The 15,323-nt window shown below is 48.8% G+C and carries 14 protein-coding genes; 5 read left to right on the top strand and 9 right to left on the bottom strand.

All coding sequences use genetic code 11. The features are described 5' to 3' along the window. Positions 1-19: 19 nt before the first annotated feature. A complete protein-coding gene (gene tilS / locus CRO74_RS05115; protein WP_097124916.1) occupies positions 20-1,360 on the top strand; it encodes a tRNA lysidine(34) synthetase TilS in 1,341 nt (446 codons plus the stop codon). A 135-nt stretch (positions 1,361-1,495) separates the two neighbouring features. Beyond that, positions 1,496-3,769 carry an OmpA family protein gene (locus tag CRO74_RS05120; protein ID WP_097124917.1) on the top strand — a complete coding sequence of 758 codons (2,274 nt, stop codon included), beginning with the start codon at positions 1,496-1,498 and terminating at the stop codon, positions 3,767-3,769. A gap of 71 nt (positions 3,770-3,840) precedes the next feature. Here the strand turns inward: CRO74_RS05120 and CRO74_RS05125 are convergent, their stop codons facing one another. The 6 genes from CRO74_RS05125 to CRO74_RS05150 all read right to left on the bottom strand — a co-directional run bounded on the left by CRO74_RS05125 (position 3,841) and on the right by CRO74_RS05150 (position 8,823). Continuing rightward, a complete protein-coding gene (locus CRO74_RS05125; protein WP_097124918.1) occupies positions 3,841-4,029 on the bottom strand; it encodes a hypothetical protein in 189 nt (62 codons plus the stop codon). Between the two features lie 106 nt (positions 4,030-4,135). Further along, positions 4,136-4,645, bottom strand: coding sequence for a DinB family protein (locus tag CRO74_RS05130; protein WP_097124919.1), 510 nt, complete (start codon positions 4,643-4,645; stop codon positions 4,136-4,138). A gap of 6 nt (positions 4,646-4,651) precedes the next feature. Further along, positions 4,652-5,440 carry an SDR family NAD(P)-dependent oxidoreductase gene (locus CRO74_RS05135; protein ID WP_097124920.1) on the bottom strand — a complete coding sequence of 263 codons (789 nt, stop codon included), beginning with the start codon at positions 5,438-5,440 and terminating at the stop codon, positions 4,652-4,654. A 101-nt stretch (positions 5,441-5,541) separates the two neighbouring features. Continuing rightward, positions 5,542-6,738 carry a hypothetical protein gene (locus CRO74_RS05140; RefSeq protein WP_097124921.1) on the bottom strand — a complete coding sequence of 399 codons (1,197 nt, stop codon included), beginning with the start codon at positions 6,736-6,738 and terminating at the stop codon, positions 5,542-5,544. A gap of 99 nt (positions 6,739-6,837) precedes the next feature. Further along, a complete protein-coding gene (locus CRO74_RS05145) occupies positions 6,838-7,674 on the bottom strand; it encodes a type 1 glutamine amidotransferase (protein WP_097124922.1) in 837 nt (278 codons plus the stop codon). Positions 7,675-7,722: 48 nt separating this feature from the next. Beyond that, entirely contained in the window at positions 7,723-8,823 is a 1,101-nt protein-coding gene (locus CRO74_RS05150) for a carboxylate-amine ligase (RefSeq protein ID WP_097124923.1), read from the bottom strand. 129 nt (positions 8,824-8,952) lie between these two features. Here CRO74_RS05150 and CRO74_RS05155 point away from each other — a divergent pair, with 129 nt between their 5' ends. The 3 genes from CRO74_RS05155 (at position 8,953) to CRO74_RS05165 (ending at position 10,235) form a co-directional block, all read left to right on the top strand. Then, complete coding sequence (locus CRO74_RS05155) at positions 8,953-9,210, top strand: hypothetical protein (protein ID WP_097124924.1); 258 nt, start codon at positions 8,953-8,955, stop codon at positions 9,208-9,210. Between the two features lie 137 nt (positions 9,211-9,347). Next, positions 9,348-9,899 carry an RNA polymerase sigma factor gene (locus CRO74_RS05160; protein ID WP_097124925.1) on the top strand — a complete coding sequence of 184 codons (552 nt, stop codon included), beginning with the start codon at positions 9,348-9,350 and terminating at the stop codon, positions 9,897-9,899. A 3-nt stretch (positions 9,900-9,902) separates the two neighbouring features. Continuing rightward, entirely contained in the window at positions 9,903-10,235 is a 333-nt protein-coding gene (locus CRO74_RS05165; protein ID WP_097124926.1) for a hypothetical protein, read from the top strand. Between the two features lies 1 nt (position 10,236). On the opposite strand, the gene CRO74_RS05170 is transcribed toward CRO74_RS05165, so the two are convergent. The 3 genes from CRO74_RS05170 to CRO74_RS05180 are packed head-to-tail and all read right to left on the bottom strand — an operon-like array spanning position 10,237 to position 15,314. Continuing rightward, positions 10,237-11,889 carry a hypothetical protein gene (locus CRO74_RS05170; RefSeq protein ID WP_097124927.1) on the bottom strand — a complete coding sequence of 551 codons (1,653 nt, stop codon included), beginning with the start codon at positions 11,887-11,889 and terminating at the stop codon, positions 10,237-10,239. A 24-nt stretch (positions 11,890-11,913) separates the two neighbouring features. Beyond that, a complete protein-coding gene (locus CRO74_RS05175) occupies positions 11,914-14,124 on the bottom strand; it encodes a DUF4175 family protein (protein WP_097124928.1) in 2,211 nt (736 codons plus the stop codon). Beyond that, entirely contained in the window at positions 14,121-15,314 is a 1,194-nt protein-coding gene (locus CRO74_RS05180) for a BatA domain-containing protein (RefSeq protein WP_097124929.1), read from the bottom strand. The genes CRO74_RS05175 and CRO74_RS05180 overlap by 4 nt, the downstream gene beginning before the upstream one ends. Positions 15,315-15,323 lie beyond the last annotated feature (9 nt).

Below are 15,323 nucleotides of genomic sequence, written 5' to 3' on the forward strand. Positions count from 1 at the left end.
GGCTTAGGGCCGACTCCAAATGATTGAAGAAGGATTTTTAGGATTTATTAACGACAATCAACTCTTCAAACCGAGCGATCGGGTGCTTTTGGCAGTCAGTGGCGGCATCGACTCAATCGTTATGGCGGAGCTGTTTTATCGGTCTGGTCAACCGTTTGCGATAGCTCACGTTAACTTTTCTATGCGTGGAGCCGCTTCGGAAGCTGATGCTGTTTTCGTTCAAAACAAGGCGGAGAGCTATGGGGTTCCGTTTCATTTAATCCGTTTCGACACGCAGGCTATTGCCCGCGAGCGGGGTATATCCATTCAGATGGCCGCTCGTGAACTTCGGTATGACTGGTTTGCTCAACTGCTCAGCGAGTTTTCATATGCCTGTCTGGCCACGGCGCATCATAAAAACGATATCCTCGAAACGCTGTTGCTCAATCTGACGCGTGGAACAGGAATAGCGGGTTTACATGGTATTCTGCCCCGCCAAAATCAGGTTGTGCGCCCTTTGTTATTTGCCACTCGGGATCAGATAACTGCTTATGCTGCCTCGAATAACCTGGACTATCGGGAGGATAGCTCAAACGCCGATACTAAATATGCCCGGAATCGAATTCGTCACCTTGTTGTGCCCGTGCTTACCGACCTGAACCCCGGGCTCTGGCAAACATTGCCACGAACCGTTGAGCGGTTGAGAGCCGCCGAAACGCTCATGCGAGCCGAACTGGACCGCTCCTGGCAGGCAATTGCCGATGTTCAGGGGAGTGCCATACTGCTTCCCCGCAATAAGCTACTCGCTCAGTCTGAACTGCCCTTTCGACTGATGGAATGGCTAAAGCCATTCGGCTTTACCAACGATCAGGCACCATTGTTGGTTACTTCCCTTGCCCAGCCCGTGGGGCAGGTGTTTCAGTCGGCCACACACCGGATAATCCACGAACGGAACGGTCTGCTGCTTGAGGCTATCACCCCGTCCGGCGAGTTCGAAATCCAACTGACCAACTGGCCGGATACTCCTATCTCTATAGGGGACCGCTATACGCTGACCACCAACGTATTCGAAAGGCCGATTGACTTTGCTATTCCGACTGCGCCCGAGGTAGCTTGTCTTGACGTTGACCGGTTAACGTTCCCGCTAACGATTCGTCTCTGGAAACAGGGAGATAAGATTCGTCCCATTGGTTTAAACGGGCATAAATTGGTAAGCGACTTACTGAATGATCTAAAGCTGAGTAGGTCTGAACGTGAACAAACCGCTGTGCTTCTATCGGGTAACGAAATTGTCTGGGTTATCGGACGTCGGATAGCACATTCGTTTAGAATTACTAGCAAGACGCGCCGAATAGGGAAGTTTACGTGGAGTTTAAAGTAATGGGTTTGATAGTCAGTGAGTTAACGGTGTAAGTTTGATGGCTTATGAGAGAATTGCCCATAGGAGTTGAAAAGTTGGCATTCTATTTGTTGCTATTTGACCGAGCCCATATTTTCTTATAACTCACTACTATTTATGAACCGAATTGTACGTATCCTGCTACTTGCGGGATTAGCCTTGTCGAGTCTGACTGTTCAGGCCCAAAGCACGCGGCTACGAGCGGCAAATAAGCAATTTGATAATCTTAGCTACGTCAGTGCAGTGCGGGCGTACGAAGAATTTTTGCGAACCGACAAAAAGAAGGACGCTGCTGATACGCGGGATGCGTTAATCAAACTTGGTTACAGTTACCGTAAGTTACAGGATACGCGCAATGCTGAACGTGTTTATGGTGAACTCGTAAAAACCTATACCGATCTGGACAGCGAGATTTACCTCTACTACGCGCAGGCATTGGCGGCCAACGGAAAGTACCGGGATTCGCAGAAGATGTACAGCCAATATGGCGAAAAACAGGCCCAGGATTTACGCGGCCGTCGTTTTACTGTGTCGTATATGGATATGAGTCGATTTTACCAGGACTCGTCCTCGTATCGAATTCAAAACCTGCCAATCAATTCCCGCCAGGCAGATTTTAGTCCAATGTATTACAAAGGTGGTCTTGTGTTTGTATCGTCACGCGATGAGTCGGGAGTGATCAAGCGTGTGTTCAACTGGAACCAGACGCCGTTCCTGGATTTATACTTCCACCCCGATACCAACCAACTTCGTGTACCTGGAGCCGGTTTAGTTAATTCGGCGGTATTGGGTGGCGGTACCGAAACCAAGGAAGAAAGTGGTGAAGCGGCAAATGATAATAAAGCTTTGTCGAAAGCTGAAATCTTCAGCCGGACACTCAACACGAAATACCATGAAGGGCCGATGACTTTTACAAAAGACCAGAATGTCATTGTCTTTACCCGCAACAACGCCAGCAAAGGCAAGTCAGGAAAAAGCTCGGATGGGGTAAAAAAGCTTAAGTTGTATTCTGCCGTCAATAAGAATGGCAAGTGGGTCGACATACAGGAATTACCGTTCAACAACAATGAATATTCAGTGGGGCACCCCGCTTTTTCGCCTGACGATAGCAAACTGTACTTTGTGTCGGATATGCCGGGAGGCTACGGGGGAACGGACATTTACGTTGTTGAATATAACAGCGGGCAGTGGGGTAGCCCGGTGAACATGGGTAAAGAAATCAATACCGAAGGTAACGAGATGTTTCCTTTTGCCGCCGAGTGTGGCAATCTGTATTTCTCCTCCGATGGGCACGAAGGTCTTGGTGGCCTGGACGTGTTCATGGCCGAGTTGAAAGATGGGATTGCCTACAAAGGTGTTCAGAACGCTGGTGCTCCCATCAATTCAGAGAAAGATGATTTTGGGTTAATTACGGATAAAAATGGCACAAGTGGCTATTTCAGCAGTAACCGTAAGAAGGGAATCAGCGATGATGATATTTATTCTTTCAGACGGTCCTGCAAACAACTTAATATTCTGGTATACGATGCTAAAACCGGTACACCACTCCAAAATGCAGATGTTCGTATTCTGCGGAACGGGGTAAATCAGGAATTGCAGATAACCAACAAGGCCGGGCGTACCGACTTATGTGTAGATTCAAATACAGAATATGAGTTCAGAGCTATTAAGGAAGGATATGCCTTGAACAGCGTTCGTTTTTCAACCCTGACCCAGTCTCCCAAGCCGGTATTAAATGTCTCTATCTATCTGGAACGCTCCGAGAATACAGTGGTGAGAGGGGTTATTAAGACAGAAGTGAATCAGAAACCAGCAACGGGTGTGAAAGTGACACTTCGGAACGAAAAAGATAAGTCTGAACAAACCGTAACCACTGGCCCGGATGGCGGATATGAGTTTGACGTAAAGCCAAACGCTCCTTATACCATTACGGCGCAAAAAGACCGATACGCCACTAAAAAGGCACAATATAACAAAACGAAACGCAAAGCGCAGGTCATTACCGATTCACTCGGTCTGTATGGTGTAGGCGACGTATTTCAGCTGAAAAATATTTACTACGATCTGAACAAGTTCTTTATTCGTGCCGATGCGGCTCAGGAACTGGATCATGTACTGGCCATTCTAAAAGAATATCCACAAATGCAGATCGAACTGCGGTCGCATACCGATTCACGAGCAACGGATACGTACAACATCCGGTTGTCAGAAAACCGTGCCAGAGCAGCTATGGATTACCTGGTTTCACGAGGTATTCCGGCTAATCGACTGATGGCTCGTGGCTATGGCGAATCTGAAATTATCAATGGCTGTATCGATGGCGTAAACTGTTCGGAAGGCGAACACCAGCAAAACCGACGTACAGAATTCAAGATCGTGGCCGTTCAATAAGAGACCATAAATCAGTTCATAGAAAAAGAGACCCCACTCGGCGAGGTCTCTTTTTTATGAGGTGGCAAAGCCTATTCAGACGTTTTAACGTGCTTTTTATGAACCGCTTTGGTTGTCGCCGTCGATTTAACCGGCGTCGACTTCTTAACGGTCGTTGTCATTGTTTTGCTGGCAGGCTTGGTCTGCGATGGGGCCGTGGCAAAAGCACTATTTACACAAAGCGTGGCTACGACGAAGGCAGTTAGAATGGACGTTTTCATACGATTGAGAATGGTTTTAAGTGATGGTCCACCACCGTAGCGGACTTTCCGGGTGAAAGATCGGCTGGATGAATTAAATGCCGATAAAGGATAACTTAAAAAAAGGTTAAACTGTTAGCACCCTAACCGTCACCGAAAGTTGGCCAACATGCCGCATGGTATGCTCTGCCGCATGTGTTAGCAAACCAATCATGGTTGAGGGCAGTTGTGCCCGACCAACGCCCCGGATGTCGGTCAATGTGCTTTCATCAACAAGGCGTAATTGGTCAAGCGCATCTTCCACCTGTTTCTCAAATTTATGAACCAGTTCCGGCACGGATAATACATTATCCTCGGGCTTTCCTTCCGAGTGTAAAGCCGCTAACTGGGCTTCCGACAACGCTTCCTGCCGGGCATACGTGAACAAACGGTCAAGTACACCCGTCAGGTGCTGTAGGTGAAAGCCGACCGAAGCTATATTGGCAGGACGCTCCCAAAGTCGTGTTTCCGGAAAATCAGTCATCAAAGCATGGACCTCTTCGTGCGCCTGCATCAGGGCGTGGGCAACGGGTTGTACCAAAGGAGGAATGTTGGAAAGTGGACCCCGTAGCCAGACTTCTCTGGTTTCTGTAGCCATAATGAGTTAAATTACCGTACCACCATCGGCATAAAATAAGCTGCCAGTGCTGTAGGACGACGCACTGGAGGCCAGAAACAGGGCCAGTGGACTGATCTCATCAACGGTTCCCATGCGGGCAATAGGAATACGATTCGTGAAATGTTCCAGAATGCTCTCGTTCTGCCAAAGGGCCTGACTGAATTTGGTTTTAATGAGACCGGGGCAAATGGCATTGACGCGGATTCCATCCGGACCCCATTCCTTCGCTAATACTTTCGTGAGCATATTGAGTGATGCCTTGCTGACACTGTACATACCGAGGCCCGGATCCGGCGTGTGGCCGGCAATGCTACTGATCATAATGATGCTGCCACCGCCCCGTGCTTTCATGCTTGAATAACAGAGCTTGCTTAACTCAAAAGGAGCTTTCACATTGGCCTGCATAATTTTGTCGAAGGCGGCCCCATCGCAGTCGAGGGAGGGGCCGAACACCGGATTCGACGCTGCATTATTGACGAGTATATCAATGCCGCCATAAGTGGCAATACTCTTATCGACTAGTTGTTGAAGCTGAGCCATGTCGCCCACATGGGCAGCAATGCCGGTAGCCTCGCCCCCCTGCGCCCGAATGTCGCTGGCAAGTGCGTCGCACGCATCCTGCTTACGGCTACTAATGACCACTTTGGCACCAAAACGGGCAAATACGCGGGCCATGTCTTCGCCAATTCCCTTACTGGCTCCGGTAATAATGGCGACCTTGCCTGTGAGGTCGAAAATAGCTTTTTCAGAAAGGGTAATCTGTTGTTGTTCCATATATAAAACGATAGTTAACGCAAAAGTCGCCGGGGATTCGCAAATACCCGAAAGTATTGTTTTGCGCCCCAGACGACTCTATAAATTCTGTACGATTTAACTTATTTCTCAAAAAAGCAGACCGAACCGCCCACCCAGTCTTTATTTTTATTGAAGTTGACGCCAATCATTTCACCCCGGCTCAAGCGACTGAGATTAGTAAGCAATGTAGGTTGTTTATCCTCTTTTGGCCAGATGAACAGCATCCGGATTTCGCATTTCACCAGCCCGTCCGGCGATTGAATGACGGGTTCATACTTAACCTTGCGCTGAAGCAGGTAACCATCCCGCTGATGTCCCGGTATCGCATCCAGGTCGTCGGCCGAAATGTTCAGTTTAACGCCACTGCCCGCAAAAGAGAACAAGGGCTTCAGTACATAATTTTCTAAGTCCTCAGGGTAACTGCTTAAGTCAGACAGGTAATAACTGGCGGGTACGTAGGGGCTTTTCAGCAAAGGGAGGGTGTACTTACTAATTCGGAAAAACCAGTTTGGATGCCCAACCCAGTCGACATCCACATCATCGGTCAGATGAAAGTCGGTCTGAAGGTCGGGATAGTTCTGGAGATCGTCGAAAATCAGTCGGTTATAAATCCGCTTGATTCGAATCAAGCTGCCGTCTTTCTCATAATATAAAGCTCGTCCGTCCTTCTTAATTTTCGTAATACAAACGGCTGGTATTCCGAGGTATTTCTCAGCCAGAACAAAGTCAATCCGGGTCTTTTGTTTTTCCGGATAGATTTCCAGCAGAATGACCTCTTCAGGCCGCTCATCGCCTACAATCATCTGGCGTAACTGATCCAGATAAGCTGCGTTATCGGCAACCGTGAATAAATGTGAGAGATTTTCCGGAATGGGGTAAAGGCTCCGAAACAGGCTGGCCAGATAGGGCTGAAAACAATACAGCGACGGAAAGCCCTGAAATTCAATTAACTGTGGAGTTAATTCTCCCTGTTCGTCCAGACAAACCGCAAAATCGACAGCCATAAACTGCGTGTGGGCATCCTCATTCGGCACCCGTTGATCCAGCGGTATGGCTTTATCAGTCAGGGTTTTAAAGTCATCGCCGGTGACGACAGAAATAATATCGTCGCAAGCCTGTACAAGCTTATCGGTTAAGACTTTCGGGACGAAAATGGGCGTTTCGGCTACCCGGAAATCCAGTTGACCGGGAAAATCAGTATCAACTTTAGCCAAAAAAGCCCGGTAGCTCTCCGGGCTAAAGGCTTGATTAAAGGCTTCTCTGACAGGCTTAATCATAAGGCGTTTGGGTATATCGGGCCGAAACAGACTAGCTCCCGGCTCCGTAGTAGAGTACTGGATATGCCATCTATTTAAATGGCATATCCAGTATTGCGGTTAGGCAACTTCGTGTTCTTCAACGGTTGACGATAATGACTGAATAGCCTGGCGCAAAAAGCCGGGCAGAATAACCGACTCGGTGAGTGCAATTTTATCAGGGTCCTGAAGGTAAGATACCATGTCGTCGTATTTTTCCTGACCAAAATTGAGGACGATATGATTGCGTTTTTCGGGCTGTAAGAAATAGCGCAACATGCCTTCATTATCGGCTTCGGGGTGAAACTGCGTACCGATAATTTCGGGGGAGAAGCGCATGGCCATAACCGCCCGATCCAGCAACACGTGGGGCCTGATTTTTTCCAGACATAAAATTTCTGCACCCATTTCGTTCATTCGCTCAGCATCGGGGCTGGTGATTTGGTAATCGCGTGAGTCGACAGCGAAGAATGGATCGGGTAGTCCTTCCAGCAACGCTTCCGAATCGCCTTCATCCGTTTTGTGTACCGGGAAAATACCAAATGATGTTGATTTACGGCGACTTAGTAGGCCTAAATTTAAGTGACGCACAACCAATTGAAATGAATGGCAAATCAGGAACACATATTTTTTCCGTTCGTTTTGCGCGTTCCAGTCGAAAATCTGGTCGATAAGCTCAAAATACTGGCTTTCCCACTCATCGGATGATGCCATGGGACTACCCGGCCCACCCGACGAAATATAGATGTCGTAATCCAGATTGGGCAGGTCGTTGTTGGCACGAACGTCAAAAACATCGAATGCTAAATCAGCATGCTCGTTTCCCTGTACGTTTCGAATTATGTGCAAAATACAACGCATGCCTTCGTTGGCATGGTTGTTATTCATATCGAGAACAGCAATTTTTACTAAGCTCATAGAGTAATGTTACGGCTAACTACTAGTTAATAATGGATCGAGAAATAACTATATAATACCAAAAGAAGTTTCTTCAACTATGTAATTTACCACCTGTTTGAGATCGTTTGTTTGCTGAAAAACAGCCAGTTGCCGATCCGCACCAGTCCCCATTTCGAGGATTTTAAGCACGTATTCGCATTCGGAACGGCTACCAAGTTCGTCAACAACATCGTCGATAAAGTTCAGCAATTCATGGATCAGTTCATGGGTTGGTACTTCAATCTGCTTGCCAAAGTCAATCAGTTTTCCCTCAATACCATACCGGGCCGCTCGCCATTTGTTTTCATTGATTAGAATCCGGCGATAAGGTCGGAAGTTGAGGTTTTGCTGGTGAAGCTTATAAATTTTAGCCACCAGTGCCTGCATGATGGCCGCAAGGCAAATGGTTTCATCAACCCGCATCGGCACATCGCAAATGCGAAATTCAATGGTGTCGAAGAAGGGATGTAGACGGATGTCCCACCAGATTTTCTTGCCATTGTCGATACAGCCGGTTTTCACCAGTAGATTGATGTATTCATCATACTCCGCTGCCGAAGAAAAGAAATCCGGGATACCGGTTCGGGGAAACTTATCGAATACCTTCGATCGGTACGATTTGAAGCCTGTATTCCGGCCCCGCCAGAAGGGCGAATTGGTCGAAAGGGCGTAAATGTGCGGCAGGAAATATCGCACTGCATTCATGATCTGAACCCCTTCATTCCTGTTTTCGATACCCACGTGTACGTGCAACCCAAAAATCAGGTTCGAGCGGGCTACGTCGCGCAGTTCGTCGATCAGTCGGTCATAACGTTCGTTAGGGGTAATGAGCTGCTCCTGCCAATCCGAAAAGGGGTGCGTTCCGGCAGCTGCAATCTTTAAATTCTGTTTTTCCGCCAGTTCGATAATCATCTTTCGGAGATAGGTGACCTCCTGACGTGCATCCTGAATATTATTGCAGATATTCGTACCAACCTCAACGACGGCCTGATGCATTTCGGCCTTTACGCGTTCCTGAAGAACAATTTGGCCGCCATCAACAATCTTTGACATGTGAGACCGTAACTCGCCCGTAGCAGGGTCTATGGTTTGAAATTCTTCTTCTATTCCTAAAGTGAAAACGGGCATATACGTTAAGGTTAGTGGCTGGCAGGCTACCGTAAACAGCCTGAACTATGAGGTAAGATACATTTTTTTTATAAACCTCATACGTTACAGATGGTTTTTTGACCAATTGACAAGTAAACTAAACAGAGTATGAGAACGCAGCGAGAAAAAAAACTTCTAACAAAATATTGGCTATTTGGTGGGGGCGGTGCCATGTTACTGGGTAGCGGACTAGCCGTGTTACTGCACGGTTCCAAAATGAAGGAAGCCAATGCTGATCCCTGGTTTTGGGTGAGTACGGGTGGTTTTGCACTTATTATGACCGGTCTGGGTTTCATTGGCGATGCCAACCGCTTTCGCACGATGGTCGACGTTTTGCGCGAGCTGGATAAACGTTCTCAATCTTAATTATTGAAAACCAACTGAGTTGATTACACCGGTTAGTTAACGGTCAGGAATGGAAAGGTAAGTTTAGGGATCAATAAATCCTGTTTTAGCCACGTCCTTTCTGACCGTTAGCTAACAAGTTATGATTTAACACCCACATGGCCGAAACGCCCGGACGAACTATTCTTGAGACAGTAAAGCAGTACGGAACCCGGCTGTCTCGATTTATTCGCGGGCAGGTAAAATCCGATGAAGATGCGGAAGATATATTACAGGATGTTTGGTATCAACTTGCCAGGGTGGTTGATCTCGACGGCATTGAAAGCATAAGTGGCTGGCTTTTTCAGGTGGCCAGAAACAGAATTACCGACACCTATCGGAAGAAAAAAGATGATTCGTTGTCGGATTTAATGGGCGACGAAGATGAAGACGACTATCGTTTCAGGGACATTTTGCTGGCCGATGCTGAAACGCCCGAGGATCAGTTTTTTAAAGATATTTTCTGGGAGGAGCTTATGAAAGCGCTGAATGAGTTGCCCGAAAATCAGCGAGTAGTTTTTATCCAAAATGAACTGGAAGACCGAACCTTACAGGAGATTGCCGATGCTGCCGGGGAAAATCTGAAGACAATCATCTCCCGAAAACGCTACGCCGTTCAGCACCTTCGGAAACGATTACAACGACTATATAATGAACTTGACAACCTATAAGCAATGAAAACCCCTTACAGGCGTATACGATTTTTTGTTCCGATCTTTATTCTGCTGGCGCTCCTGGCCGTTTCGTATGCCGTTTACTGGCTCTGGAATACGGTACTGATAGCGGTTGTGCCGGTGAAGTCTGTTACCTTTTGGCAGGCGGTGGGACTGTTGATCTTATCCCGAATTTTGTTTGGTGGGTTTAAGTTCGGGTCAGCAGGTGGTCGTTTTAGAGGTGGGGAGGGTTCACCACCCTGGCGCGAACGATGGCGTCAGATGAGCGATGATGACCGGTCAAAGTTCAAAAGAGAATGGAGAAAACGGTGTAACGACAAACCTGAACTGTAATCTACACTACTTTTGGTTCTAGCCACAACGCCGTTAAGCAGCCAAGAAATAAGACCAGCCATACCCATTCGGGCACGCGGGCTGTAGTTGACCGGGCAGTCTGGGCGAACATAGTCTGAGCCTCTGCATGGGCTAGCATGAACCGACTTACCGTTTGCCGGTCACTAACTGGATCTGTTTGGGTTCGGGCATTCACGAAAAGCGCCAGCGAGTCCTGCACCGATTGCCAACCGGTCTGTCTGAACAGGGATAAACCAATGACCGACCGGTCGTTGATGGATGATGGAGCCAGCGTAACGGTGTCCTGACCAATAACCAGTTTGCGCGATGAAGCCGTGGCGTTATTGACAAGAACCTCCTGTGGCAAACCATTGTAAACGGGCGCATTGACCTGAATTGTGGGTTTCTCTGAAGATGAGAGCCTGGCTAATACCGCCGTCCAAATCCGGTTATACGACACGCTGTCCCCACTAAGCGACAACGGATAGGTTTCGCTCAGTAAGCTAACGCCAATTCGACCGGCAAATCCGCGCGTACTCCGTTGCACGGCAATCGGGTAACCGGCTACGGGAAACTGGTTCAGATTTTCGGCAAAACGATAGGGGAGTGCTGCCAGCCCGTTGCCGACCGGGATGACCGCTTCGTTGGACGTTTTTCTGACCTGCCAGCTGGTGCCTAACGCTTGGTTGATCACGCGGCTTTCGGTTTCGGGATTAATGGTATTGATAAATAAAACCGCCTTTCCCTCCGCTACAGCTTTACGAACGGTCGGGTTCGAGGCATTGGCAGATTCTGTGACAATCAGGTCTAGCGTTGTCTTTCCAATGGATTTACTCGCTTGATTAATGCTGACGTTACTGCTAATATTCTTCGATAAAGTCGTCGATACCTGAACCGTATGTCCCTGTTTGCCCAGCCAACCCGCCAATGTGTTACTTTCAAAATCGGGGCTATTGAGTAGGAACAGAACGGTAAGCGGCTCGATGGGCCGGGTGAAGAAACGAACGGTGTCTAGTGTGGTTCGGCCAAGGACGAGTTCAGTTTGGGTACGTCCCCGCGAAAAGGCCGGAAACTGGAGCGCGAATGCATTCTCGCCAGCTTTCAGGGCAATACTGTCCAGTGTTCTCCCCCCAAACTTTAGACGTAAGATGGCATCTTCTGCCGTTTGAATTTGCCCGGTAACTTTCTGAATCTCACCCTGCCGGACGATCCCTTTCCAGTTTAGATTCTCTACTGTATTCGGCTCACTGTAGGGTATCCAGTGCAGGGCTGAATGGCTAAGCTGGGTAAGGGTTGCCACCGGAAAGCGTTGACCAATCAGGGTTAATGAATCATAGTCGTCTGTCAGGTTTCGACTGGTAAAGCTATCCTGAAGGTTAAGGCTATCCCTGATGTGACGGGCAACGGCCGAGGGCACCTCATCACCAACAAGCAAGGCATGGGTAGCCGAACGCTCCCGCTGCCATTGAAATTGCAGGAAATAGCCAACTAACACTAGCCAGAGAAGGAGATTCAAGGCTAACCGAAGTGATTTTCGTCCGACGGGCAACGACTCATTTCGGCTGATGAGCCAGAGTTGACCAACTAATAAGACGAGTAACGCCAGGGCGATAAACCAGGTTATCGGTTCGGTCCAGTTTACAGGAGTTTGCATTGATAATAACAGATAGTCCGGTCGCTAGTTGATGTGCTTCCAGAACGCTTGTTGAAGAGCGCGATCACTGACATAAGTGGGCCCGGTTCGCTCCGACGCAGCCGTCAGCGTGTACAATTTTGTTTTTAGCTGCGTTTTTTCAGCAGGCGTAAGCGCCTTACCCCCGGCTAATTTCTGTATTGATGCCAGCACCGACCAGTTTTGAAGGCCACTGTTCACCACTTCGTTTGCCAGGGCATTGCCGAGTTGTTGCAGGGTCTGCCGTTGCTGGGTATTGAGTGCAGGGAGGTCCAGATACCCGATGGCCTGGGCTACCAGCAACTCGATTCGTTCCTTCGAATATACCCGCTCCTGATTGAATGCGGCTGTCACGTTTTTGAACTCACCCGTTAGGCGCGTTTCCTTTTCTTTCGTTTGGGGCGGATCGAAGCCGGTTTTCTTGACGTACGACCGCGCTTTTTGCTGCGACAATTTCAGGTATTCCAGTGCTTTCTGCTCAAACGGGAGCGCTTTCTCGGGTTCATACATCCGTAGGTGTAACTCCGACTGCCACATTTGCTCCAATGCCATTTTCAGCAACGACCGCGTCGATTCTTCATGGAACGTATTGGTCTCTGCGTTGTCGTGGGAGTGAACGTATTGCTCCATCAGGGCGGCCACAGGGTCTTTATCCGATTCGGGGCCGGATGGACCGTGGTCGTGATGAGGTTCCTCAACGTGGTGCGCTTCCCCATGTTCTTCACCGGTGTCGTGGGCGTGAATGAATCCTTTGAGCGGGTCGCCCCCTTCGTCGGTGGGTTCGATATGCCCGCCCCCGGCCGATGTTTCGAACTCCTCGCCCAGAAACTGACCATAGCGCAGCCGCAGCACTTTCTGGTCGAAACCAATCTCGTTCGACTGGCTCTTGAACGCATGACTGACCCCGCTTTTCGATGTACTGCGTTTCCGACTGGCAATCAGCTTTTCGGTGTCTATAATGATCTGCCGCTGGCTTCGAAAATACTCGGGCATGATGTTTACGGCCATTGTCGCCAGTTCACTTTCTTCCACCTGGGTTGTGTCTTTATACACCAGAAAATACGTGTCTGACTTAGTGAAGTTCGGTTCGGGCTGGCGGTTGTCGAAAGCGGCCCAGTAATAGTACAACTCATCGCCGGGCGCAAACTTCAGTTCGTTCAGGTCAAGCGTTTTTGTGAGTTTGGCATCTTTAAAATTGGCCTGACTCAGCGGAAACTTCACTTCCCGAAACTTGACATTCTCGCCCGAACCCCGCGCAACGGTAGCGACAAGGAAGGCATTGGAGACCAAAAAATCATCTGACATACGGGTACCAACCGTCAACGCTTTGGGGTCTTTGATGGTATGAAACCGATACAGTTCTTTCGAATCTGGTTCAATTTTGGGGGCCAGATCCGGCCGGGCTTCAAGTCGGTAAAAGTCGGATTGATAGATAACCGAGTCCTTTTCTGTATCGGTACGCCAATACGCTTTAATGGCGTACAGGCCTGAGTTTATCAGTCGATCCTGATACGTATACCCATCTCCGGTTTGACGGAAGGGTATTTCCTGCCCACGGCCATTTACGAGCCGAACCGAAAGCTGGTTGGTATGGCTGAACTGTAACCGCCACGAAAGCACCGCCCCCACAACACTCGACGCATTCAGGTTAGAGGAGTTTGTTTCCGGAAGTCGGGTGTAAGCCGGTGGTTGAATGCGGAGCGAAGCTGATTCAAACGAAGGAGCTTCCGGTTTTTTGTCGGGGGTGAATGCTGCCAACAACCCTTTCTTTTGAGGACCGTTAACTGCCGTATTCGCCAATAGGGGATAGCCAAAGTAAACGGCCAACGCGCCAACTAAAAAGAGACCATAGAGCCCCGCTTTTGCCAGCACCACCACAGGGATGCGAACGTGCTGGATATGACTGTTCAGGCGGTCGAGTTGTAACTGCTCTGCCAGGTTAAGCTCGGGCTTTGTCAGCAGAGGCAAGCTGTATTCGACATCACCAACGGTCTGGTGGATGAGTTGAATTGCCTGCGGTTTTTTGTCCTGGTATAGCTTGTTCAGGAAAGCTCCAACTACAAAACTGGCAACGGCAAAAAGAATGGCTATAATCGACGGCCCCGTAAAGGTTGCCGCTAAAAAATAGGCTGACAGTGCCAGCAACAGGCACCGAAGCAGGGCGTTAGCGTAAAGTTGGTACGTGACCGACGAGACAAGGCGTTTCAGTTCGTTCATGCGTTTTTTGTTAAAGCGAGCCAGCGTTCAACGGCTAACAACCCAACGAATAGTACCAAAAGAGCATTTTGTATGCCTGCGTGCTGTTCGGCTGTGGGTTTGTTTGTCGGAACGAATAGTGATTGTAAATCTTTTGGGCTGAGAGGTGCGTTGGTCAATCCAAAACTGGAGTGTTTTACCCATTGCAACCCGAGCCATTCGGGCAGCTGCCCCGTTGCGGCCAAATCCGACGTTTGTGGGGTCAATGACTCGTTTGTAAACGTTACGTTGCCCTGGCCATCAAGTTGCTCCACGCCCGAAACGGTATACAGGGATTGAGAGGATAGTCGGCTTGGGATTTTATCCGTCAATATCCAGTCGTAGCTTCGGTTCGGTACGGGCTTTTCATCAACCGAAAAATCAAGTGCATAGACATCTGTAAGAGCCGCCAGCGCTGCTTTAACCGTCTGCTGCTCCTGTGCTTTTTGGTAACTAAGCAAAACGACAATTGGACCTGAATGAGTGGGTGCCGAATGGAATTTGAGGGTCGGGTCAAGCGTTGGAACGCTCACCAGTTTTCCTGTTCGATTAACAAATAACTTTCGATCATTCCTGACTACCAGATAGGGGAGAAGCTGCCCCGACGAATCAACGACCGTGTGCAGGTTAAATTTGGCTGGCACCGAAATGGCAGGTACATCGGCTAGTTTTCGGCTATTGACGAGATAAAGATGGAGTTCAACGTTTTTTGAGTCCAGTCGATTAATGGCCGTTTGTAGCTGTAGTGGGCTAAATCGGTTCGACGGTTGGAATGTATAAAGCTTGTCGTCTATCTCGTTTAGTTGGTCGTCGGCCCAGACGACTTTCTCGCCTTTTTTTCGTGCTTCGGTCAGTTCAAATCTGTAATTGTCAGCAACGGTCTTGCTGGGCTGCACCAGATGCACTTTCTGAATAGCGGGTGGTTGCTGAAACCCGTTTAGAACAGGTTGCGCCAGTAAAACTACCAGCAGGATAAGGAGCAGACAACGGACAATCAGCAAGGCAATGTTATCGAGCCGGAGGCCACGGCTTTGCTGATTTTGCTTTTCAAGGAGCCATTGTGTAGCCGCCCAGGGAAGCAGTTTCCCCTGTTTCTGGTGCCAGAAGTGAATGGCCACCGGAATCGCGACGGCTAATGCACCCCACAACAAAAACGGCTCAACAAACTGCATAATCGGTTA

It is taken from the genome of Spirosoma fluviale (genome assembly GCF_900230225.1).
GTDB lineage: Bacteria > Bacteroidota > Bacteroidia > Cytophagales > Spirosomataceae > Spirosoma > Spirosoma fluviale.